21 protein-coding genes and 1 tRNA gene are annotated in these 23,191 nt (G+C 50.3%); 9 read left to right on the plus strand and 13 right to left on the minus strand.

Annotated features, from left to right (window positions below; translation table 11 throughout):
- Positions 1 to 31 precede the first annotated feature (31 nt).
- The gene (locus LBQ97_00175) at positions 32 to 1,093 is read left to right on the plus strand and encodes a carbamoyl phosphate synthase small subunit (GenBank protein ID MDR1831139.1); all 1,062 of its coding nucleotides are present in this window, start codon (positions 32 to 34) and stop codon (positions 1,091 to 1,093) included.
- Positions 1,094 to 4,300 (plus strand): carbamoyl-phosphate synthase large subunit, encoded by a 3,207-nt coding sequence (carB, locus tag LBQ97_00180; protein MDR1831140.1) that lies wholly within the window; start codon positions 1,094 to 1,096, stop codon positions 4,298 to 4,300.
- Positions 4,301 to 4,302: 2 nt separating this feature from the next.
- Here the strand turns inward: carB and LBQ97_00185 are convergent, their stop codons facing one another.
- Together LBQ97_00185 and LBQ97_00190 are read right to left on the minus strand one after the other, a co-directional pair.
- The gene (locus LBQ97_00185) at positions 4,303 to 5,664 is read right to left on the minus strand and encodes an MATE family efflux transporter (GenBank protein ID MDR1831141.1); all 1,362 of its coding nucleotides are present in this window, start codon (positions 5,662 to 5,664) and stop codon (positions 4,303 to 4,305) included.
- A gap of 1 nt (position 5,665) precedes the next feature.
- The gene (locus tag LBQ97_00190; GenBank protein MDR1831142.1) at positions 5,666 to 7,015 is read right to left on the minus strand and encodes an MATE family efflux transporter; all 1,350 of its coding nucleotides are present in this window, start codon (positions 7,013 to 7,015) and stop codon (positions 5,666 to 5,668) included.
- Positions 7,016 to 7,151: 136 nt separating this feature from the next.
- On the opposite strand from LBQ97_00190, the gene LBQ97_00195 reads away from it, so the two are divergent.
- Positions 7,152 to 8,558 carry a toxin-antitoxin system YwqK family antitoxin gene (locus tag LBQ97_00195; GenBank protein ID MDR1831143.1) on the plus strand — a complete coding sequence of 469 codons (1,407 nt, stop codon included), beginning with the start codon at positions 7,152 to 7,154 and terminating at the stop codon, positions 8,556 to 8,558.
- Positions 8,559 to 8,593: 35 nt separating this feature from the next.
- On the opposite strand, the gene LBQ97_00200 is transcribed toward LBQ97_00195, so the two are convergent.
- Positions 8,594 to 9,322, minus strand: a complete 729-nt coding sequence (locus LBQ97_00200; GenBank protein MDR1831144.1) for an amino acid ABC transporter ATP-binding protein — start codon at positions 9,320 to 9,322, stop codon at positions 8,594 to 8,596.
- A gap of 19 nt (positions 9,323 to 9,341) precedes the next feature.
- Positions 9,342 to 10,052 (minus strand): amino acid ABC transporter permease, encoded by a 711-nt coding sequence (locus tag LBQ97_00205; GenBank protein MDR1831145.1) that lies wholly within the window; start codon positions 10,050 to 10,052, stop codon positions 9,342 to 9,344.
- 189 nt (positions 10,053 to 10,241) lie between these two features.
- Here LBQ97_00205 and LBQ97_00210 point away from each other — a divergent pair, with 189 nt between their 5' ends.
- On the plus strand, positions 10,242 to 10,496 hold the full coding sequence (locus LBQ97_00210) for a TIGR03905 family TSCPD domain-containing protein (GenBank protein MDR1831146.1): 255 nt from the start codon (positions 10,242 to 10,244) through the stop codon (positions 10,494 to 10,496).
- Here LBQ97_00210 and LBQ97_00215 read toward each other — a convergent pair.
- Together LBQ97_00215 and LBQ97_00220 are read right to left on the minus strand one after the other, a co-directional pair.
- Positions 10,493 to 11,839 carry a CCA tRNA nucleotidyltransferase gene (locus LBQ97_00215; GenBank protein MDR1831147.1) on the minus strand — a complete coding sequence of 449 codons (1,347 nt, stop codon included), beginning with the start codon at positions 11,837 to 11,839 and terminating at the stop codon, positions 10,493 to 10,495. The genes LBQ97_00210 and LBQ97_00215 overlap by 4 nt on opposite strands.
- 206 nt (positions 11,840 to 12,045) lie before the next feature.
- Positions 12,046 to 13,047 carry a tyrosine-type recombinase/integrase gene (locus tag LBQ97_00220; GenBank protein ID MDR1831148.1) on the minus strand — a complete coding sequence of 334 codons (1,002 nt, stop codon included), beginning with the start codon at positions 13,045 to 13,047 and terminating at the stop codon, positions 12,046 to 12,048.
- 86 nt (positions 13,048 to 13,133) lie between these two features.
- Here LBQ97_00220 and LBQ97_00225 point away from each other — a divergent pair, with 86 nt between their 5' ends.
- Positions 13,134 to 13,724, plus strand: coding sequence for a hypothetical protein (locus LBQ97_00225; protein ID MDR1831149.1), 591 nt, complete (start codon positions 13,134 to 13,136; stop codon positions 13,722 to 13,724).
- Positions 13,725 to 14,221: 497 nt separating this feature from the next.
- Here LBQ97_00225 and dnaN read toward each other — a convergent pair whose 3' ends face one another.
- Both dnaN and LBQ97_00235 read right to left on the minus strand, forming a co-directional pair.
- Positions 14,222 to 15,325, minus strand: a complete 1,104-nt coding sequence (dnaN, locus tag LBQ97_00230) for a DNA polymerase III subunit beta (GenBank protein ID MDR1831150.1) — start codon at positions 15,323 to 15,325, stop codon at positions 14,222 to 14,224.
- A gap of 40 nt (positions 15,326 to 15,365) precedes the next feature.
- Positions 15,366 to 16,394: an extracellular solute-binding protein gene (locus LBQ97_00235; protein ID MDR1831151.1), complete on the minus strand. Its 1,029-nt coding sequence runs from the start codon at positions 16,392 to 16,394 to the stop codon at positions 15,366 to 15,368.
- Positions 16,395 to 16,648: 254 nt separating this feature from the next.
- On the opposite strand from LBQ97_00235, the gene LBQ97_00240 reads away from it, so the two are divergent.
- The 4 genes from LBQ97_00240 (at position 16,649) to LBQ97_00255 (ending at position 18,997) form a co-directional block, all read left to right on the plus strand.
- Complete coding sequence (locus tag LBQ97_00240; GenBank protein ID MDR1831152.1) at positions 16,649 to 17,443, plus strand: RNA methyltransferase; 795 nt, start codon at positions 16,649 to 16,651, stop codon at positions 17,441 to 17,443.
- An 18-nt stretch (positions 17,444 to 17,461) separates the two neighbouring features.
- Entirely contained in the window at positions 17,462 to 17,971 is a 510-nt protein-coding gene (locus LBQ97_00245) for a hypothetical protein (protein MDR1831153.1), read from the plus strand.
- On the plus strand, positions 17,968 to 18,894 hold the full coding sequence (locus tag LBQ97_00250; protein MDR1831154.1) for an N-acetylmuramoyl-L-alanine amidase: 927 nt from the start codon (positions 17,968 to 17,970) through the stop codon (positions 18,892 to 18,894). Before LBQ97_00245 ends, LBQ97_00250 begins: the two co-directional genes overlap by 4 nt.
- Before the next feature lie 18 nt (positions 18,895 to 18,912).
- Positions 18,913 to 18,997 (plus strand) — tRNA-Leu (locus LBQ97_00255).
- 81 nt (positions 18,998 to 19,078) lie between these two features.
- Here LBQ97_00255 and LBQ97_00260 read toward each other — a convergent pair.
- The 5 genes from LBQ97_00260 to LBQ97_00280 form a co-directional block, all read right to left on the minus strand.
- Positions 19,079 to 19,840: an amino acid ABC transporter substrate-binding protein gene (locus LBQ97_00260; GenBank protein MDR1831155.1), complete on the minus strand. Its 762-nt coding sequence runs from the start codon at positions 19,838 to 19,840 to the stop codon at positions 19,079 to 19,081.
- Between the two features lie 22 nt (positions 19,841 to 19,862).
- Positions 19,863 to 20,504 carry an amino acid ABC transporter ATP-binding protein gene (locus LBQ97_00265; GenBank protein ID MDR1831156.1) on the minus strand — a complete coding sequence of 214 codons (642 nt, stop codon included), beginning with the start codon at positions 20,502 to 20,504 and terminating at the stop codon, positions 19,863 to 19,865.
- Positions 20,505 to 21,131: an amino acid ABC transporter permease gene (locus LBQ97_00270; protein MDR1831157.1), complete on the minus strand. Its 627-nt coding sequence runs from the start codon at positions 21,129 to 21,131 to the stop codon at positions 20,505 to 20,507.
- A 457-nt stretch (positions 21,132 to 21,588) separates the two neighbouring features.
- Positions 21,589 to 21,867, minus strand: a complete 279-nt coding sequence (locus LBQ97_00275; GenBank protein ID MDR1831158.1) for an HU family DNA-binding protein — start codon at positions 21,865 to 21,867, stop codon at positions 21,589 to 21,591.
- Between the two features lie 316 nt (positions 21,868 to 22,183).
- Positions 22,184 to 23,110: a C40 family peptidase gene (locus tag LBQ97_00280; protein ID MDR1831159.1), complete on the minus strand. Its 927-nt coding sequence runs from the start codon at positions 23,108 to 23,110 to the stop codon at positions 22,184 to 22,186.
- Positions 23,111 to 23,191: the final 81 nt, after the last annotated feature.

Genomic DNA, 23,191 nt, shown 5'->3' on the forward strand with positions numbered 1-23,191 from the left:
CGACAGTGGATAAACGGACGGAGCGTGAGTCATGAAAGGCAGACTGATTCTGGAAAACGGCATGGTTTTTGAGGGAAAACTCTTTGGCCGTCAGGAAGATACCATCGGTGAGCTCGTGTTCAATACCGGCATGACCGGGTATGAGGAGTTGCTGACCGATCCATCCTATTATGGTCAGATCGTGGTGGCCACATATCCCATGATCGGCAATTACGGCATAAACCTTGACGACATGGAGTCGGGAGGCCCCAAAGTCAAGGGTTACATCATCAAAGAAGACGCCAAACTCCCGAACAATTTCCGTTGCGAAATGACCTTGGACGGGTTTTTGCGCCAATTCAAAATTACGGGATTTAAAGGGATCGACACGCGCCATTTGACGAAGATCATCCGCGAGCAGGGGGCCATGAAGACCATCATCACCTCCAAGGAACTGTCGGCGGAAGAGATTCAAAGCCGCTTTGACAACTATTCCATGACCGACGTCGTGAGCCGGGTCAGCGTCAAGGAAAGCTATCATATTCCCGGAAACGGCTGCAAGGTCGGTATGATGGATTTTGGAATCAAGACAAATATTATACGCAATTTTCAAAAGAGAGACTGTGATCTAACCGTATTTCCCTGGGACACCACGGCGGAAGAGATCTTTAGCCATAAACTGGACGGTCTCTTTTTATCTAACGGCCCGGGTGATCCGCAGGACCTGCCCAGCGTCATTGAGCAGATCGCCAAAATGGCGGGAAAAATCCCCATCGCGGGCATTTGTCTCGGCCAGCAGCTGCTGGCTTTGGCCCTGGGCGGCAATACCACGAAGCTCAAATACGGCCATCGGGGCTGCAATCATCCCGTACGGGATCTGGAACGGGACAGGGTCTATATCACGTCGCAAAATCACGGCTATGTGGTCAATCTTGTACCCGAGTCCATGGAAGTCACCCATATCAATTTGAACGATAATTCCGTCGAGGGGCTGAAGAGTGAAAGCCTCAGGATCAGGTGCGTCCAATACCATCCGGAGGGCTGTCCGGGTCCCCATGACTCGGAATACCTGTTTGACACGTTTCTGGATTTGTTTGCGGGAGGGATCGCGTAAATGCTGGATAAGACCATCAAAAAGGTCCTGGTCATCGGATCGGGCCCCATCATCATCGGCCAGGCCGCGGAATTTGACTATTCGGGCACCCAGGCCTGCGAGACCCTGAAGCAGGAAGGCATCGAGGTCGTCCTGATCAACTCCAATCCCGCCACGATCATGACCGACACCACCGTTGCGGACCGGATCTATATCGAGCCCATCAGTCTCGATTTCGTGGAAAAAGTCATCGCCAAAGAGCGACCCGACTCGATTTTGCCGGGGATGGGCGGCCAGACCGGGCTCAACATGGCCGTTGAACTCTATGAAAAAAAGATCCTTGAAAAATACGGCGTCAAAGTCATCGGCACCCCCATCGAAGGCATCAAGCGAGGAGAAGACCGGCAGTTGTTCCGGGAAGCCATGACGCGGATCGGGGAACCGGTCCTGGAGAGCAAGATAGTCACCAACCTTGAAGACGGCTATGCGGTAGCGGAGGAAATCGGCTATCCTGTTGTCGTGCGCCCCGCCTATACGCTGGGCGGCACCGGCGGCGGCTTCGCCGCAAACCCCACGGAACTTGCCGATATCTTGGAAAAAGGGCTCGCGCTGTCCCGGGTAGGCCAAGCGCTGATCGAAAAATCCATTCTCGGTTGGAAGGAAATCGAATACGAAGTCATGCGCGACTGTGACGGGAACTGCATCACGGTCTGCAACATGGAAAATATCGATCCGGTCGGGATTCACACGGGGGATTCCATCGTGGTCGCGCCGTCCCAGACCCTCACGGACCGCGAATATCAGATGCTCCGGACATCGTCTATAAAGATCATCAACGAAATCGGCGTCGTGGGCGGATGCAACGTTCAATTCGCGCTTAACCCCAAATCTTTCGAATACGCGATTATCGAGGTCAACCCGCGGGTTTCCCGCTCTTCGGCCCTGGCGTCAAAAGCGACAGGCTATCCGATTGCCCGGGTAGCGACGAGGCTCTCGCTGGGATACCGGCTCTTTGAGATCAAAAACGAGGTCACGGAAAAAACCTTCGCCTGTTTTGAACCCTCGATTGATTATATCGTCGTAAAGATCCCCAAATGGCCCTTTGACAAGTTCAAATTCGCCAAGAAGCAGTTGGGCACAAAAATGATGGCGACCGGTGAAATTATGGCCATCGGGAACAATTTTGAGGCCGCGTTCCTCAAAGGGATCCGCTCTCTGGAAATCGGGCGCTACAGCCTCGAACACCCGGCCGTATCCAAAATGTCCATGACGGAACTCAAGGACGCCGTCCGGAAACCCGACGACATTCGGATTTTTATTGTCGCCGAAATGCTCAAACGGGGCTATATCAAAGAAAAAATACAAAAGATGACAGGTATCGATAAATTCTATCTGGAAAAACTCGAATGGATCGTCAAGCAGGAAGAAATCCTGCGGGAACTCGAGCTGGAAACCCTCGATGACGATTACCTGAAGCAATTGAAGAAAAAAGGATTTTCCGATCATTATATCGCCGAATGCCTCGATGTGCCGGAGCAGGTGATCTATGAAAAGCGGATCAAGGCCGGAATCTCGCCGGTCTACAAGATGGTCGATACCTGCGCGGGCGAGTTCGCCGCGACCTCATCCTATTACTACTCGACTTACGACGACTACGACGAGGTGGAAGTTTCCGACAAGCGAAAGATCGTCGTGATCGGCTCGGGTCCCATCCGGATCGGTCAGGGCATCGAGTTTGACTATTGCACAGTGCACGCGGTCAAGGTCTTGAAGAAGCTCGGTATCGAGAGTATTATCATCAACAATAATCCCGAGACGGTGTCGACGGACTTTTCCACCGCCGACAAGCTCTATTTCGAACCTCTCGTGACCGAAGACATCATGTCCATTCTCGACAAAGAACGGCCCGAGGGTGTCATTCTGCAATTCGGAGGGCAGACCGCCATCAAGCTCGCCAAGGATTTGGATAAACGCGGCGTCAAGATCATCGGGACCAGCGCCGACAAGATCGACGAGGCCGAAGACCGCGAGCGCTTCGATGAAATGATGGAGCGGCTCGATATCGCGCGGCCCCAGGGCAAAGGCGTCTGGAAGGCTGAAGACGGCGTTGCCGTCGCTGAAAGCGTCGGCTATCCGGTTTTGGTGAGACCTTCGTACGTCCTGGGCGGACAGGGCATGGAGATCTGCTATGATGAGAAAAACCTCGTCAAGTATCTGGACGCGTCCTTCGACAGAGATCCGGAAAACCCCGTCTTGATTGATAAATACCTGAACGGTATTGAATTGGAAGTCGACGCTGTATGCGACGGGGAGGACGTTCTGATCCCTGGCGTCATGGAGCATTTGGAGCGGGCGGGCATCCATTCCGGCGACTCCATTACGATCTATCCGCCGCAAAATCTCTACGCGGGGACAGAAGACGAAATTTTGGCCATCACGAAAAAAATCGCGGAGGCTTTGCAGGTCCGCGGGATGATCAATATTCAGTTTATCGCCTACAAGAATACGCTCTATGTGATCGAGGTCAATCCCAGATCGTCCCGGACGGTCCCCTATATCTCCAAGGTATCGGGCGTGCCGATTATCGAGCTGGCGACCCGGGTTACGCTCGGGGAAAAACTCAAAGACCTGCCCTACGGCACGGGCATATATAAGAAGCCCGACCTCGTGGCCGTGAAAGTACCGGTATTTTCGACGGAAAAGCTCTCGAGCGTCGAAGTCTCCCTGGGTCCTGAAATGCGCTCAACCGGTGAAGTATTGGGGATCGGACACAATGTGGACGAGGCGATATTCAAAGGCCTTTTGGGGGCCCACCGGATTTACCAGATCATGAACAAGAACATCCTCGTCACCGTGCGGGATACCGATAAGGAAGAATTTCTCCCGATCGCAGCCGATCTGATCCGGCACGGATCCAATCTCTACGCGACGGAAGGGACCATGGAATACCTCAATATCTACGGCATTATCGCCCAGCCCGTCAACCGCATCGGCGACGTATCGCCCAATATTTCGGACCTGATCCGGGAACGGAAGATCGATCTCATTATCAATACGCCCACCAAGGCGGGCGATTCCCAGCGGGACGGCTTCAAGATGCGCCGCTCGGCCATTGAGCACGGGGTCGACGTGCTGACTTGCTTCGATACGATCAAGGCCATTCTAAAAATGCAGGACAAGAAAATCGACGCGCTGAATCTCGATATTTTCGATATCAGCAAGATCTGAGCCTACATCCCCATCAGATGTTTTCGCTTCCTGCTGAAGCGATAATAGAGGATAAACATCAGGCTCGTCAGCGCCCATGTGGTAGGATAAACGGTAATCACGCGATAAAGCGTGGGTTCGGGCGCGGCGTTGATGACGAAAATCACCCAGAAGATGCGGAATACGCAAATTCCCGTTGTCATGATCAGCATGGGCTCGAAGGATATCCCGAGGCCGTAGAGAAAACCCGCGATGATTTCCACGGCGATATAAAAGAGATAGCAAGGCGCGCAGATCCGCAGGATGGAAACCGCGTAGGCCAAAACGCCGGGGTCGCTCGTAAAAAAGCGGCAGAAGAAGGGACCCATCAAAAGCATAATGACGCTGCACGCGGCCGTCGTAAAAAACGACATTCGAAGCGTGACGCGAAGCCCTTCCCGGACGCGCTCATATTTTCTGGCGCCGAGGTTTTGCGCCGTAAAGACCGTAATCGATACGCCGAAGCAATTGAGGATCATCCAGAAGACCTGCTCCACTTTGCCGTCAACGGTCCAGCCGGCGACGGCCGTGATCCCCAGGAGATTGAAGCTCGACTGCACGAGCATATTGGCGACGGAAAACTGCACCGATTGCAGCGCTCTCGGGATCCCTACCCGCACCATTTTGTACAGCATGACCGGATGAATCCGGATTTTTTTTATCGTGATCCGCCAGACGCCCTCGGCCCGCACAAGGGCTCGGAGCGCCAGAAGCGCGCTCAAAAATTGCGAAATCACCGTGGCGATGGCGACGCCCCTGACGTCGAGTTTCAAAATGACCACGAAGGCGAGGTCGAGCACAATATTGACGGCGCAGCTGAACATCAGAAAATAAAGCGGCCTCCGGGAGTCGCCGATCGCCCGGAAAATAGCCGTACACATATTGTAGACCATCGTAAAGACGAAACCGAAGGAGACGATATTCATATAGTCCAGAGAAAACTTCATGGCGCCGGCGGGAACTTTGAGCGCCAGCAAAAGTGGCCTCGAAACCAACAGCATAACGATGTTGACGAATATTCCGACGCCGATGCTGAAAGCCATGGACGTATGAATCGCGTCGGAGAGATGCTTGTGTTTGCGGGATCCGAAAAACTGCGCGATAATCACCGAAAAGCCCGAAGACAGGCCCACGGAAAAACCGATCACGATATTGATAATGTAAAAAGGACTGCCGCCCACGGCGGCCAGCGCTTCCTTCCCGACAAAATTTCCCACAATGACCGTATCGGTCGTGTTGTAGATCTGCTGAAACAGCGTCCCCAGCAGGATCGGGAAAAAGAAAATCAAAATTTGTTTCCAGATGGGGCCGTTGAGGATGTCCGCGGTCCCTTTCATTTTTATCATGTCAGCCGATACGCTCCTTTTTACGTTTGCTTGTCCAATAATAACACAGGAACAGCAGCGATGTCAAGCCCCAGGAAGCGGGGTAACAGCCGATAATTTTGTAGATATCGGGCCGATTTCCGATGACGAGCCAGACCCAGATCAAGCGGAATATGCCGATTCCGAAGCCCGTCATCAGCATGGGCGCAAGGGAAATCCCGATCCCGTACAGAAAACCCGCCATAAGTTCATAGAAGATATAACTCAGGTAAAAAGGCGACAGAAAGCGGATCATCAGCGCGGCGTTCCCGAGAACTTCGGCGTCATTTGTAAAGTAGCGGCAGAGCTTCGGTCCCACAAAATACGTGAAGAGAGAAATCAAGGTCGTCAACGCCACATTGATTTGCAGGCAGACGCGAAGGCCCTTTTTTACGCGATCGATTTTCTTCGCGCCGTAGTTTTGCGCGGTGAATACGGTAACGGCGACGCCGAAAGAGCCCACGATCATCGGAAAGACCTGCTCGATCTTGCGGTCCACGGCCCAGCCGGCCACGGCCGGCGTTCCCAGAAGATTGAAACTCGACTGGAGGATCACATTGGCCAAAGAAAAAGAGGTCGATTGCAGGGCTCTGGGAATTGCGATCCGAAGCAGTTTCGGGAGCATCAGCGGATGTATCCGGATTGCGGTAATTCTGACTTTCCAGACATCCCGGCTCAAGACCAGCGTACCCAGAGAAAGGACGGCGCACACAAACTGCGATATGACCGTGGCGATGGCTACTCCCGCCACGTCGAGGCGCAGGCCGACGACAAAAAGAACATTGAGCCCCACATTGAGGATCGCGCAGACCACAAGGAAATAAAGCGGCGTTCGGGAATCGCCGATTGCCCGGAAAACGGCCGTGCACATGTTATAGATCATCGTGAACACAAAGCCCCACGACACGATGCGCAGGTATCTGAGCGAATACGCGAAGGCGTCGTCGGGAACCCGCATCAGCGTCAGGATGGATTTTCCGAGGAAGAACATCGATACGGAAATGATAAGCCCCAAAATCGCGCTTACGGCGAGAGACGTGTGGATGGCCTGGGAAAGGGGCTTGTGCTTGCGGGCGCCGAAGTACTGGGCGATAATTACCGAGCAGCCCGAGGAGAGCCCGATGGAAAAACTGATAAAAATATTCATCATGTAGAAGGGGCTGCCCCCGACTGCCGCTAGCGCTTCCTTCCCCACGAAATTGCCTACGATCATCGTATCGGCCGTGTTGTAAATTTGCTGTAACAGCGTACCCAGCATGATCGGGAAGAAAAAAAGCAGCAATTGACGCCAGATCGGGCCTGTCAGGATATCCACGGAATTTTTCTTTTTCATGATTTGCCTCGCGATGTGCTATAATCCATACTATAACACAATTTTTCCCCGATTGCAACATCCGCGCAAAAAAGATTGAAAAAATGTCCGTTTCATTATATAATTGGAGCAGAAAGAAATTCCGCGGGAGCGACATATGAGCGTATTTCTCATTACCCGAAAAAAGGTCATGATCTCCGTAATGGCGCTTGTCATTCTTTTTGTTGCGCTCCTGAGCCGGTACGCGAACAACGGACATAAGATTGTTAAATACCCCGACGGCGCCATACAGCGGGATTACACCCTGAAAAACGGCAGACTGAACGGACCCGCCACTTGGTATTATGAAAACGGGACGCTCCGTACGGAGGGGGAATTCAAGAACGGCTTGAAACACGGCGGACGCAAGGAATATTATGAAAACGGGCGAATCAAGGAAATATCCGAATGGCGTGACAACAAACTCGAAGGTCTTTATCTCGAATACTATGAAAACGGCTGCCTCAAGACAAAAAGCAGATTTGAAAACGGGATGCAAAACGGTCTCCGGCAGGAATACGACGAAGAAGGAAAGCTCATGTCGGAAGCTTTCTGGAAAGACAATCGACAACACGGCCTTCTGCGGGTCTATTATCCCGGGGGGACAGTCAAGGTCGAAAGCAATTTCTTTATGGGAATGCAGCACGGCAATCGGAAGGAATATTATCCGACCGGAGAATTACGTGCGGAGGGAAACTGGATCGGCGACGCCCTTGAAGGCGTGCTCAAAGAATATGCCGAAGACGGGCGCATCCTGGCCGAAAGTCACTTTGTGAAAGGATTGCAGGACGGCATCCGTCGCGAATACTATGATACCGGCAAATTACGCTCGGAAGGGAACTGGCGCGGCGGCAGGAAAGACGGCCCCGTGACTTGGTTTTATCTGAACGGCAACAAGGAAGTTGAAAGCAATTTCGTCCTCGACAATCAGGAAGGTCTCCGTTACGACTACTATGACGACGGTTCTCTCAAGGCCGAAAGTCTGTGGCGGGACAACAAGCAAAACGGCGAAACCCGCTGGTATTATCAAAACGGACAGCTGGCTTCGGTCAGCCATTGGAAGGACGGCATGCAGGACGGCGCCCGGCTCGAATATGACGAGCAAGGCGCGTTTCGGGCTGAGAGTTACTGGATTGCCGACCGTCAAAACGGACCCATGAAGGTCTACGACGAGGAAGGGGTTCTCGAAAGCGAAAGCTGGTGGGCCGACAACGTTCCCGACGGCCTGACCCGGGTGTATTTTCCCGACGGCAAGCTTTATCTCGAGGAAAACTATATCAAGGGGCAACTTCACGGCGTTCGCAAAGAATATTATGAGAACGGAAACCTGAAAAGCGAGGGCCAATATAAAGAAGGACTGCCCGACGGTCTGACCCGAGAATACTACAAGAACGGAAAATTGGGCGGTGAGCTCAACTACCGCTCAGGCAAAGGCGACGGTCGCATTACCTATTACGACGAGGCCGGTCAACGTATCCTCGAGGAGCTCTATGAGGACGGCGTTTTGATTCAAAAAATCAAATAAGCTCCCTTTCGGGAGCTCAGAATTTGGCTTTTGTTCTATTTGTTCAAAACTTTGAAGAGAAACTCCCGGGTTCTTTCCTGCCGGGGCCGCTCGAAAAGCTCGACTGGCGTACTGTCTTCGAGGATGCGGCCGTCGTCCATAAAGAATACCCTTGTGGCGACATTTTTCGCAAAGCCCATTTCATGCGTTACGATAAGCATAGTCATGCCGTCTTTGGCCAGTCCCCGCATGACGTCCAGCACTTCCTTGATCATTTCGGGATCGAGGGCCGAGGTCGGTTCGTCAAAGAGCATGACTTCCGGATCCATGGCCAGAGCCCGGGCAATGGCAATACGTTGTTTCTGGCCGCCCGAGAGCCGGTTCGGGTATTCGTGTACCTTATCGAGGAGCCCGACCCGCTTCAAAAGCCCCATGGCAATCTCTTCGGCCTCGGCCTCGCTCAGATTTTTCAAGCGCTGGGGCGCCAGCATCAGATTCTCGAGAACGGTCTTGTGGGGAAAGAGATTGAAGAGCTGAAACACCATGCCGACCCGCTCCCGGAGCTTGTTGATGTCCGTGGCCGGATCCATGATGTCCATATTGTCGATATAAACATGGCCGGAGGTCGGTTCCTCCAGTTTGTTGATGCAGCGCAGAAATGTAGATTTCCCCGAGCCCGACGGCCCGATGATGGCGATGATTTCGCCCCGGTGCACGTCCTTGCTGATGTCCTTCAGGACTTTGAGCTCGCCGAAATCCTTGTAGAGGTTCGTAATTTTGATCAAAGGGCTTACGCCCGCGGGTTCAGTCACTTTCTCTCATCCTCCATTCCACGGCCCGCATGATTTTCGTAAAGATGGCGGTCATGATCAGATAAATGAGCCCGATGGCAAGCAAGGGCTCGACGCCGCGATAAGTCAAGCTTGTGATGATGTTCGCCGAGCGCAGCAGATCCACGCCGCCGATGAAGCCCACAATGGAGGTCTCTTTGAGGAGCGTGATGAATTCGCTGACGAGAGCCGGCAGAATTTTTTTGATGGCCTGGGGGATAATGATTTCCCGCATGGAAAGCCCGTAAGGCATGCCGAGAGCGCGTGCGGCTTCCATCTGGCCTCTGTCGAGACCCTGGATCCCGGCTCGGATAATCTCGGCCACATAGGCGCCGGAATTGATCCCGAAGGAAAGACTCGCGATCAGGATGATCGGCGCGTCCCGCAGAGATCCGATAAAGATGACGTTTGCCATGATCATCAACTGGACCACGGCAGGGGTGCCGCGGATCACGTCCACATAAAAGAAGCCGATTTTTTCAAGAGGATTGAATTTTTCCCAGCCGCGCACATGCTTCAGCGGATAGAATTGCGACAATTGAAAGAGCGCGCAAAGAACGCCCAGAATCAGCCCGATAAAGGCCGCCATCAACGTGCAACCCAGAGAAAACCCCAGTCCCCGTATAATATACAGGTATCGCTGGCCATCAATGAAGATGCCCTTCAATACTTCCAAGTATTCCATCTATGCCTCCCTTTTTGAAGCGATTACATTATGTATCCTACCATAAATCGGGCGTTCTGTCAACCAAAGATCTGTATTTACGGGCGATTTTTCCGAAAAAAATCTTCGGGGACTTGCGTCCAAAGGAAAAACATGCTATGATGATAGAGGAAAACATTTTGCACGCCCACAGGGGCATGGAGGGATAACATGAAAAAATTTTACAAGACGGAAGGCACCTGTTGCAAGGAAATCGGCGTTGATCTGGACGCCCAGGGACGCGTGGCTGAGGTGGAATTTGTCGGAGGTTGCGACGGCAATACTCACGGGATTGAAAATCTCGTCAAGGGCATGAGCGCCGAGGAGATCATCTCCCGCTTGCGCGGCATTGAATGTGGAAAGAAGGGCACATCCTGCCCAGATCAGCTTTCGAAAATATTGGAACTGGCTGAAAAAGAAATTTAGTCCGATAATTTTTTAAACTGTTCGATTGCGTATTCCAGCAAACTTTCCCTTTGATTTGCTTCAGGATTTTCAAGGACAAGGTCCAGACAGTTTTGTAAGACGGAACCCATTTCCGGTCCGCTTTTGAAACCGAGTCTTCTGAGATCGCGACCGTTGATCGCGAGGTCTTTGAGCGAAAAAGGTTCGGAATCCGAAAGAACTTCCCGGATCAGCTGCGCGGCCTCTTCGATTTTCGAAAAATCATAGGGGGGAAAGCTGCCCGTGATGTCGGCCCGGGCCAGGGCGATCAATTGAAGGCTTGTCTTAACGCCAACGCGATTGAGCAGTTTGCGCGCGGCGCTTTTGCTCCGGATATGCCAAAGCGAAAGATGTTCCCGGACAAGGTCTGTGACCGAGCGGATGACTTCCCCGGAATACCGAAGATTTTCGAGGCAGGCCTTGGCGATTTCCGCCCCTGTCCGTTCGTGACCGTAAAAGTGAGGGCCCGTTGGTCCGTTTGAATAGGCGGCGGGTTTTCCACAGTCATGAAAGAGCGCCGCCAGTCTCATGACCGGTTCCTCAGGTACTTTTTCCAAAACGAGGAGCGTATGACCGAGAACATCTTTACGGATTTCCGGGTGCTTTTCGGCAAATCTTAGCAGTTCGAGTAATTCCGGCGCGATAAATTCAATCAGGCCGGTCTTGATCAAATACAGGAAGCCGGTCTTCGGTTTCGATGAACACAAAATCCGGGTAAACTCGTCCCGGATTCTCTCTTTTGAAATCAGGCTTAAGCGGCCCGCGTTGGCGCAGATGGCCGCGAGGCTCCTGGGATCGATGCGGTCCATTCCTTTTTCCACAAGAATTCGGACTGCTCGCAACATTCTCAAAGGATCTTCTTCGATCCGTTTCTCAGAAGGTCCGATAAATCTTATTGTGTTTGAGGCAATATCCGCTTCGCATAGGGGATCGCCAAAGAGAAAATTTTTGCCGTCAAAGGCGATGGCGTTGACCGTGAAGTCTCTGCGTCTCAAATCCTCAAGGATATCTGAGACAAATTCCACGCCGGTGATTTTTCTATTCTCCGTGAAGGAAACATCCTTACGCATACGGGCGATATCATAGCTTTGCCCGCCTAAGGTGATCTTCACGACCGAGTAGGCTTTTCCGACCACGGCGGGAGAGCAGTCACGAAACAGGGATACCACCTGATCGAGGGAGAGATCCGTACAAAAATCGCAGTCCCCCGGCGCTATGCCCAGTAGCTTGTCGCGGACATAGCCCCCGACGATATAGCCTTTTCCCTTAGCTTGCAGTCGTCGTAGTATGCGCTCAATATTCTCTTCCAATTCGATTGTTTTCATATTTGGTCCGATAAATTTAAAAAAAAGTTTGCAATATATTATTAAGAAATGTCCGAATAAAGCATCTGCATATAATAATAATTATATGCGGTAAAATAATTTGAGTAAAATTTACTTTGGATAATATTTATTAATATTCATGGATAATTCTATCAAATTCGGCTTCACAAATAAACAGTCAAGTATAATTACGGTCTTGTAAAACCTCATTCAGAATTTGAATTTAACTCGGGAATCTTTTCGAGGGTCTTCTTCTCAATCAAATTCCTGGCGTTCACGTAGACTTCCGTTACTTTTGTATCGGCGTGACCGAGGAAATCCCGTATCTCAATCAGATCGGCGCCGTTCAGAGAGAGCTCGGTCGCCACGGAATGCCGGATGCTGTGGGGGCTGATGTCTTTAGCGATCGCTTGGCCCATATGGTGGATGATGTCATAGAGAGCCCGATAAGAGAGCGGCTTCAGGTGGTCGTCGGAAGCGGAAAAGAGATATCGTTCCCGAAGTTCCTCGGCGGATATCCCGCTTAATGTCGTCACGTAATCCTGATACTCAGTCAGCAGGCTTACCAGCTCCGGGTGCAAAGGCTTATATTGTTCCCTGCCGCTTTTCGTCTTTTCCAAAACGAGGTACAGGTTGCCGTCTCTGGACAGGATATGTTTGCCCTTCAGTTGCAAAAGTTCCGAGCTGCGCATGCCGGTATAATAAAGCGTGACCAGAATGACCATGTTTCTATAGTCTAGATGAGTCCCCACTTTATAAAGTCCGATAATTGTTTTAATGTCATCTTTAGAAATTTTTAATATACGGGTAAGGTCTCTTTGCGTTTTAAAAAGTTTGATTCCTCGAAAAGGATTGGTATAACCGGCGTCTGTAACGCCTTCAAGATGTTCAAGCTCTTTGAAGAGACTTTTCAAGGCAGACAAAATTGTATTGACAGAGGTTTTTTTCAGTTTTCGCTTTTGCAACAAGTACACAATATACTCTTCCGCATCGGACACAGACACATTGACCATCAAGGGAACCAACTCGTTACCGGAAATTCTCGATTCCCCTTCATAGACAAATTGCAAAAATTTCTCCAGATTGTACTGGTAATCTTTCAGTGTCTTTTCGGATTTGTATATTTCAAATAGCTGGGCGCCCTGATCCCGGTCGCCGCGCTTTTTTCTTGTGGCGGTCAAGCCACCCCTATAATTTTGTATTTCCATTTTAACCTCTAATAAATTATCGGACTTTTTAGGAAAACACTTGAAATAAACCGTATTTTATGATATTCTGAATCTGAGGTGAAAAGATGTCCGATACGAAATTGGATTTGCCGGTGATCAATAAAATGCTGGATCATATTGAAGCGGGTACGATCCCTGAAGGTCATACCTTCAATACCTATGCCATGGAGTTTTACGGCGCGGTCAGACTGTTGCCGCTCTCTAAATACCTGCATTCCCTACATCGGAACAAACGACTGCCCAAAATCATGTACTTCCGTAAAGCGGGCGAACTGCTGAAGGATACGGAAAGCGATCCCGAAGCAAAGGCCTTACTGCGCAGAAACGGCTATGAAAAAACGCCTGAGCTGGATTTCAAATCCATCCTTCTCTTAAGAAAAACCGATGTCCTGAGCAATTGGAAGAAAATCATCAGCTATTTTGACGGAAAAGGAACCATCGAAGAACTGAACCGGGCCGGCCGGCCTGTGCTGCTCCCCCAGGAGATTCGCCTACTGTCCGATTTTACGAAGAAAGCCCTCGATATCAATGACAACGAATTGAACTGGCTCATCGGGCTCTATCGCAAAATCCTCGATGAGAAGGAACTTTCCAAAGCTCTGCAGAAACTGTGTCGTCAACAAATCTCAATAACTCCAGAAGAACCCCTGAAATAAAAGACCGACAGCCAAGCCGGTTTTTTATTTTTATTGATGTACCAATAACGAAGAAATCAGGAAAGTCCTTTCCGCATAGAACATTTTTTTATAATCTGTTTAGATCCGAATAGAAATCTTATTATTGTGTCTATACATATGTGTACAATAATTGTTTTTGCCAAGATTTGATTTTTGAGCATAGTACAATAAGTTTTTGTTGCCTTCAGTCGACATGTTCTTCTCAACATTAAACGTGAAAATTTATTCGTATTTGTACACATATGCAAGCTTGTATAAATAATTATCGGTCTTTACATGCAGAAATTATTATACAACTACATCTTTGTAATAGTTATAAATTCTGAATCAGCTTCTTTTTGGGCGAATAATAGTTTTATGTTGTTATTGTTATTGCGAATTTTTCAAAATTAGACGTAAAATCATGTACATAAATGTTAATAATATGTTGTTGTGGTCAGGATATGTACACAGACAAAAATACTATTGTACTTCGACTAATCCTCTTTCCCTCTGGGCATTTGCAATGGCATCAAGATATAGCGGTAATCCTGACTGCCGTTTTCGGAGATTTCAAACATCGACGATTGATTCTTACCGTTTACTATAGGATTGTCCGTGATGTTGTCGAGATATTCCGAAAAGAACTTGCAATTGAGGGAAGCCTTGAAATCCTCGCCGGTCTTCATCATGTTGACTTTCTGGTTGATCCGGGCGCGTCCGGAAAAGGCGTTGATCATAGCCATCTTGCCCCGGAAATCAAAGACCGCGCCGAATTTGGCGTCGATGCTGGTCCGGGCAATGGTGATGACGCGTCTGAGGGCGCTCTTCAGCTCATCCCGGTTAAACTCCATCTTCTTGTCGTGCTGGGCGTTTTCCAGAATAAACTTATAATCGGGAAAAGGCATGGCAATGGTCCGGCTGATAAAACAGGCGTCCTGCCAGAGCACCAGCAACAATTCGCCAAGAAAGCCGAATTCTACTTCTTCATCGGAGTCCTTCAGCATCTTGCAGAGGATATTGACGGAATCCATGGGGATCGAGATTTCCTTTTCGAGGACGGAGCTCACAGGGGCGCGCAAATAAAGCAGACGATAGGAGTCCGTCGACACAAGATTCAGTTCGTCAGCCCGCAATACGAGCCTAAGACAGTTAATCGCGGGATTCTCAGTCGACTGGGAGGCCGCGAACTTCGTTTTTTCAAAATAGCGGGCCAAGTCTCGACCCTTGATCCGAAAGGCGATGTTTCCTTTAGGTTCGCTGATGATCGGGAAATTCTCGTCATAAAGAGTGGAAAATACGGCGTTTTGTACATGGAGATTGGAATCGCTCAGGGCGAACTCCACGTCCTCTTCTTCGAGGAGTTTGACATATTCCAGGAGCATGGCGGGTTTGATGACGATACTGCCCTCCTGTTCCACAAAGCCGGGGGCCTTACGAATCAAATCCACCTCGAGGTTTGTCCCGATAAATGTGATGGTATTTTTCTCCGCCTTGATCTGTACGCCGGCCACAATGGGCTTTACGGGCGTCTCCCGCAGAATGTTGGAGAATTCGCCCAATATGGTGATCAGGCTCTCTCTTTTGATGGAAAACTTCATGTTCCCTCCTTCAGCATTGAAGGCAGCGCGCTGCCTTTGATTACAACATGATCTGTTGCCAGTATTTGTTCTGCAATTCCAGGGTTTCGTTGATGTCTCGCAAAATTTGCGCCTTTTGAATCTCCTCAATGGTGAATACCGGCGTCGTTTCCATTTTTTCACGGGCCGGGACATTGAGCGACGGACAGCTGAGATAGTCGGCGATCTGCGCGTAAATCTCCGGTCGGTGGATGAATTCGATAAACTTGTGGGCAGCGTCCTTATGGGGCGCTTTTTTCAGGATCACAAAGGAATCGATATAGGCGACGCCGCCTTTTGAGGGCAACAGGTATTTGGTATTGGCCGCTGTCTCCTCGTCCAGCTCCCGCGTGATGTTGTCGATATAGCCCTGTACAACCCAAAATTCCCCGGTAGCATAGCCCTTTCCGAAGGATTCCGAGTCAAACTTGGCGATATTTTTCTTCCAGAGCTTCACGCGCTCGGCGGCTTTTGCGATTGCAGCCTCGTCACTGACGGTCTGGGGATAGCCCTCCATGGCCAAAGCCGAGGTCATAACCTCCCGCATGTCATCGAGGAGCGTCATTTTTCCGCGCAAATCCTCCCGCTCAAAGATCGAGTAGTCATCGGGCCAGTCTTTAACGTATTTGGTATTGATGGCAATCACGGTGGGGCCGATCACATAGGGCACGCCGTAATCGTTCCCAGGATCAAAATCCTGCATTTTGGCCATGATGCCGGGATCTATATTCTTAATCGTGGAAATTTTGGACTTATCCAGTTTTTCCAGCATATTTTCCTTGATCATAATTTCGTAATAATCGGCCGAAGGAACCACGATATCGTATCCGTCGCCGCCGGCCTTCAGTTTCGTGAAAAGCTCCTCATTGGTCGAATAGGTATCTTCGACGATCTTGATTCCGGTCTCTTTTTCAAAGGCCGCGTAGACTTCCGTCGGAATATACTCCGCCCAGTTGTAAATAAAGAGCTTTTTTTCCTCAAGAGCCTTCTTTTCGCCGCATGAAGCCAATGTCAGAACCAATAAAAAAAGATAAACAAGTTTTTTTGCCATTCCCGCCTCCTTTTATAAATCACATTTCCAAAGAAATGAAATCCAGTCTGGACATACGTGATCCACGTCATCCAGCTATATTATAAACTATTTGGACCCGAAAGTAAACGGAATTTTCATAAAAGTTCGAGGGATCTGATTTTCCGTAAATCTTGGCGCATAAAAAAAAAAAAAATTGAAAAAATGAAAATAGTTTTTGCTTTTTTTTGAATTTTGCGATATACTACTTGTGGACATAAGAACGCGGAGAGAACATGGAACAGATCGCAAGTCGTCAAAACGCGTGGATCAAGCTCGTAAACCGCCTGAAACTGAAGAAATACCGCGACCAAGAACGTTTGTTTCTCGCGGAAGGCGCAAAGTTTCTGGACTTTGGGCACAGGATCAGGGCGGCCTTTTGCGGCGAAAGCCTGTGTTTGAGCGACGCGCGGACGAAGCGTCTGGAATCCCTTGCGGACCGAATCTTCACGGTTCCGGACGCGATATACGCCCGGATCAGTTCCCTCGAAAACGCCTACGGACCCCTCTTGGTCTATCCTTATCTGGATATACCCGAGGAAAATAGCCCGCTGTCGGACTTCTGTGTCGTTCTGGACGGCGTCGGTGATCCCGGAAATCTCGGGACCATCCTCCGGACATTGGACGCGACGGGATTCGAGGACGTTCTGCTCAGCGAAGACTGTGTGGACATTTACAACGAAAAGGTCATCAGAAGCACCATGGGATCCATCTTCCGGATTCGCTTCCGCCGGATGGACCGGGCTTCGATTGCTGAAACACTGAAATCAAAGGGATACAAACTCATGGCTACCGCCATTTCCCCGGAGGCCGTCGACTATGATGAAGTCGATTACTCCGGCAAAGTCGCGCTTATCCTCGGAAACGAGGGATCGGGCGTATCGGAGGAGCTTCTTCAAAGCGCCGACATTCGCGTGAAAATTCCGATGTACGGTCAGGCCGAATCGCTCAACGTGGCGGTTGCCTGCGGCGTCCTGCTCTATCGGGCGCGGGCTTGTATCAATGGGAAATTGCGGAATGCCGACCGTTAAAGAGCAAAAGGAGAACCATTGCCGAAACTTCAAAAGCAAATCTGTCTGGCCTGTTGCCTTGTACTCCTGACCGCCTGCACGGCTTTCAGGGGCGGTAAGGCGCCGGATCAGCGGATTTCCAAATACTTCACCTTTGCGGAAGCCGTTCACAGCGACTACGCGAAGAAACACAACCTGATCAATTACCCGAAAAAGAGAAGCGTCCGGAAAAATATCGAACGCACCGCAAAGCGGATGGACGATGTCCGGGATCTCCTGGGCAGACCGATCGTCGTCACGAGCTGGTATCGCTCGCGCAGAGTCAATGACGCCGTCGGCGGATCGGATACTTCGGCCCATGGGGACGGATTGGCTGTGGATTTCTATCTCGATCCGGAAAACCCGCAGCGGGAATTCAACAAAATCGCGAATTCAAGGCTTTCCTTTGATCAGTTGATCTATTACCCGAGGGGACACCGAGCCCACATCGGATTCCGGAAAAAGAAATCCGATGAACGGCGGGAAATCAGACGAAGCGGCAGAAGATGAAAAAATCGAAATCCCTAAAATTGATGTTTCCCCTGATCTGTCTCTTATGGCTCAGCGGCTATAGTTGCGTAAGTATCGCCAAAACCGCTGACAATCTGCTGGATCTCTACGGCAATCCGTCGGTATTTGAAGGGTACCTGCCGATTTGGGACGGGGAAGCGGCTCTTGCCATCGACAGCGAAAGCTGGCGCGCCCGGGCAAAGGACGAGAGGATTAAATTCCTGATCATTCACTACACGGCGGCGGGAAACGAGACGAGCAAGCGGGCCCTGACCAGAGCCCAGGTCAGTTCGCACTATCTCGTGTCCGATGTGGCCGACGAAGCGGTCTTCAAGCTGGCCGACGAGTCCGAGAGGGCCTGGCATGCTGGGCAAAGCGCCTTTTACGGGAGGACGAACCTCAACGACACCTCGCTGGGCATAGAGATCGTCAACCGGGGCATGAGCGGCAGGACCTATCTGCCCTATGCGGGACATCAGATCAAAAAAACGGCCTGGTTGCTGTTGGCCCTCGTCAAGAGGCATCAGATCAACCCGAAATTCATCCTCGGCCATTCGGATATCTCTCCGGGTCGCAAGATGGACCCCGGGCCCACATTTCCCTGGGAAGCTCTTTACCGGGAATACGGTCTCGGCGCCTGGTACGATGAAAAAGACAAAAATGAATTTTTGAACGCATATACCGAAGAACAATTTGCCAAGGTAACGGCTCTGCAATACAAGCGGGAGCTGTATCGATACGGCTACGCGGTCGATTTGACCGACAAGGCCGATGAGCGGACCAAAAGCGTGATTTACGCCTTCCAGAGTCATTTTTATCCCGATGGCCTGTCGGGAATCATGGACAGGGAGACTTACGCGAGGTTGCTCGCCCTCAATAAGAAATATCCGGGACGGGATGTTCCGGGCGAAAAAAAAGAATAAGCAAAACACCACGAAAATGCAGGGGTGGCGGAATGGTAGACGCGCAAGGTTGAGGGTCTTGTTGACGAAGTCAGTGAGAGTTCGAGTCTCTTCCCCTGCACCAACTGAAAACAACGATTTTTTATAAAAAGGACGGCCAAGAGACCGTCCTTTTGCTTTATTTCATATTTTACTACTTATCAGCTTATTCGCCGAGCCACTTGGCCTCAATGGCTTTAAAGGTCCCGTCGGCCTTCATGGCGTCCATGTGCTTGTCGACCTCTTCCCGCAGGGAGACGTCTTCGTTCCGGAAGGCGATGCCGTCTTCCTCATTGGCGAAGGACTCCGCCGAGTACACGAGGAGGTTCTTCTTCGCGTTGTGGAAGCGTCCGGCGCTCTCGTCCATGACGACGGCGTCGAGCCGCCCGGCCTCAAGATCCAGCAAAGCCTCGGCGTTTGTGCCGTATTTGCGCAATTCTTTGAATTCCTTGACAATGGGATGGGACTCCACGGCCGTGGCGCTGGAACTCCCCAGCTGCACGCCCACGACTTTGCCCTTCAGTTCGCCGCTGGTCAGGTATTGTTTCTCTTTCCGGGAAAAAATCACCTGTCCGTCGTTGTGGTAAGCCTTGCTGAAGCTGACCTGCGCGGCCCTGGCGGGGGTAATCGTCATGCCGTTCCAGACCATGTCGATCTTGCCGGCCTTGAGTTCAAGAATGATGCCGTCCCAGTCACAGGACTTGAATTCCGCCTTGACGCCCATGCGTTTGGCCACTTCATTGGCAAGGTCGATGTCAAATCCCACAATGACGCCCTTTTCGTCTTTGAAACCGAAGGGGGCGAACGTGTCGTCAATCCCGACGATAAACTTCCCGTCCTTCTTTACCTTCTCCAGGGAACCGTCGGCCGCCCACAGGCTTGCCGCCAGCGTCAGGAGCAGCGTCAGTAACAGTAAAAATTTTTTCATGTTTCCTCCTTTATCAATTGATTTAACTATCGATTTGGGTAACAATATCTTTGATAGCGCCGTTTTCCATGACCACGATGCGGTCGGAAATCTGGTTGATAAACTTCATCTCGTGGCTCACAATGAGCATCGTGAGCTTCTGGCTGTTGCGGATTTCCTCGATGACCGATAGGACTTCCTGGACCATATCGGGATCAAGGGCCGAAGTGGGCTCGTCAAAGAGCAGCACTTGCGGATTTCGGGCGAGCGCCCTGGCGATGGCCACCCGTTGTTGCTGTCCGCCCGAAAGGGCCTTCGGATGGTAATCACAGCGATCAGCCAGACCGACTTTGTTCAAGAGATCCATGGCCACTTCGCGCGCTTCCTTTTTCGCGGTTTTATCGACGACAATCAGGGATTCCATCACATTCTGAAGCGCCGTCTTGTGCGGAAAAAGGTTGAAACTCTGGAAAACCATGCCCATTTTCCCCTTGGGGGGCGTCTCGATGACGCCGGAAGTCACGGTCTCAAGACCGATGATGCAGCGCAGCAGCGTGGATTTCCCGCCGCCTGATTTTCCGACAATACCGATGGCCTCGCCTTCACCAATGTCGAGATTGATGTTCTTCAGGATGAACTCGGCGTCAAAGCGCTTGTATAAGTCCAGTATGCGGATGATGTCCATTTAAAAATTCACCTTTTTTTCCAATTTTTTGAACAGCAGGACGACGATCGTCGAAAGGGCGAGATAAATGATCCCGCAGATGATGAAGGGCGTGATCGTAAATTCCCGGGCAAAGACCTCCCGTGCGTTTCGCAGGATGTCGTGCATGCTGATGACCGATACGAGGGACACGTCCTTGATCAGGCTGATCCCCTCGTTGGAAAGAGGCGGAAGGGCAGTTATCATGGCCTGGGGCAGGACAATGCGCCACATGGTCTGGGCATAGGACATGCCGAGCACCTTGGCGGCCTCATATTGGCCGGGGCCTATGCCCAGGATGCTGCCCCGGAAGATCTCGCAGAAATAGGCCGCGTAATTGATCACAAAGGTGATGCAGGCCGCGGCGAAGGGCGAAAGGACAATGCCAAAAACCGGCAGTCCGTAGTAGGCGAAAAACAGTTGCAGCAGCAGCGGCGTGCCTCGAAAGATCCAGGTATAGGTCTGAATCAGTTTCGATAAGGTCCGGCGTCTTGAAATCTCGCCGAGGGCGAAAAGAATTCCGAGGGGTACAGAAAAAATGATCGTTATCGCGTAGAGCGCGCCGATCAATTTCAGTCCCCCGAGGATGAAAATTACGTTATTCAGCATAGCAGTTTCTCCGTTCCAGTAATTTTGTACTTTATTTGACTAAACCAGTATACCGCATTTTCGGAAAAAAGTCAAGCAAATTCTCGATGGCGTTTTGATCATCAAGCCGCTTTACTTTAAAATCTTTGCGGGAATCAAAATTGTGAGGGGCGTAAAATGGCTTTTACAGAAGAAAAAGCAACAGATTGGGCGATTATCCACTTCAGTTGTTGAAATTTCAACAGGAGAAATATGATTTACATTTATATCGCAAAACCAATATTTTCGATACAAAATCTCCGGCGTTCAAGATATGTCAACCAGGTGTTCATTTGCGGACAAAATAATAAAGACCTTCAAGTGGAATGAAGGTCTTTATTTTTACATTCATTGATTTCCAGCTTCGCTTACGAAGCCCCAGATGTTCTTCTGCTCGATATTATCGGTTAATGTTGTCCGTAGAATGGTGGTGAAGTACTCAGGCTTTCTTGACTTTCTCGGCCAATGTCTTTCCGATCTTGAATTTGACGGCTTTCTTGGCCTTGATCTTCATCCGTTTCTTTGTTTGAGGATTAACTACTTCCCTGGCTGCCCGCTTTACAACTTCCCATTTGCCCCAGCCGACAAAAGTTACGGAATTACCTTTGACCAAAACGCTTTCAACGGAGTCCAGGAAGATGTTAATAGCTTTTTCAGCGTCCTTTTTTGTGTATCCGCCCTTTTCGGCGAACAAACTCACAAATTCTTTTTTCGTCATTTCTCCTCCTTAAAAAACTTGAACTTCTATGAATAGGTTTCCCTATTACTGAATTTGTACCACTTTTTGAGCGTTTTGTAAAGGAAAAAATTTGACATAATTTTTTGCAAAGGCATTTTTACGGGAGTCGCTGATCAGATACAGATTTTGTAGCTTATACTCAAATATGCATGAATTCAAGTCACAATTGAGATAGTGTCAAAAGCATGAACTTGTGTTCCATATATTTCATATATGGTAATCATATAATATTTCTATGATTAAACGCAAGGTATGAAAAAAGGCGGGGTTACCGCCTTACGTTTTCGTGAAAAAATCAGTTGAAATAGCTAACCGCCTTGTAAGGTTTCCGGTAGTCGAATTTCGATACCCGGATTCCGGTCTTTTTGGTGCTCGCGTGCACCACTTTGCCGTCGCCGATATAGACGGCCACATGACCGATGCTCTTGCCGCGGGTGTAGAAAAGCAGGTCGCCGGGCTTCATGTTGGAGAATGAAACCTCACGGCCGCCCAAGGCCTGGTCGCGGGATGTCCGGGGCAGGCTGATGCCGAATTTTTTGAATACGGACATCGTGAATCCCGAGCAGTCGGTCCCGTTGGTCAGGCTCGTTCCGCCGTATACATAGGGGTTGCCGACAAATTTCATCGCGTAGTTGACGAGCTCCTGACGCGTCCTCAGAGCCGTCAGCGATGGTGAGGCGTCCTTGGGGGAATAGAGAAAGCGGTTTGTAAAATCCATATCGATCTCTTCGCGCTCGCTGCGGGCCACGAGATCGAGGGATTCCTCAAAGCCTTCACGGATCCAGTTTTTGATCTCGGACTTCCGTTTGTCGAGTTCGGCCTTTTTGGCCAATTCTTCTTTGGTCTCGCCGGTATTGTTTCGTTTAATTTTTGGATCGTCAGCGGCCGCCGTGGTCTGTTGCGCGGTCGCAATGGCTTTGGCCGCGGCTGTTTCTGTTTTGGCCGCTTCCATCAGGGCTTTCTTGACCTTATCGCTTTCCTTCAATACTTCCTGTTGCAGGACGAGCGGCGTAAATCCGGCGACTTCCAGGTCGACCCGGGCGATCTCAATCGGGGATTCTTCTTTTACGGGCGCTTGCGCTTTGGGTGCCGAACGGTAAAAACTGAAAAAGGACTTGAACGCGGGTTCTCTCGCCTGGGCGAGCAACGGCAAAAGAACGCAAAAAAGCAGGCAAAAGCCTTTTCTTTCGCGTATCCGAATCCTGGAAAATTTTCCGGACATCCTGTTCCCTCCGCGTACATCTTTGTTTCTTAAGGATATTTTATCACGGAAATCAGCGGCCGTCAAGAAAATAATGCACCT

The sequence above is a fragment of the Fusobacteriaceae bacterium genome, from assembly GCA_031272775.1.
In the GTDB taxonomy this organism is placed as follows: Bacteria; Fusobacteriota; Fusobacteriia; order Fusobacteriales; family Fusobacteriaceae; genus JAISST01.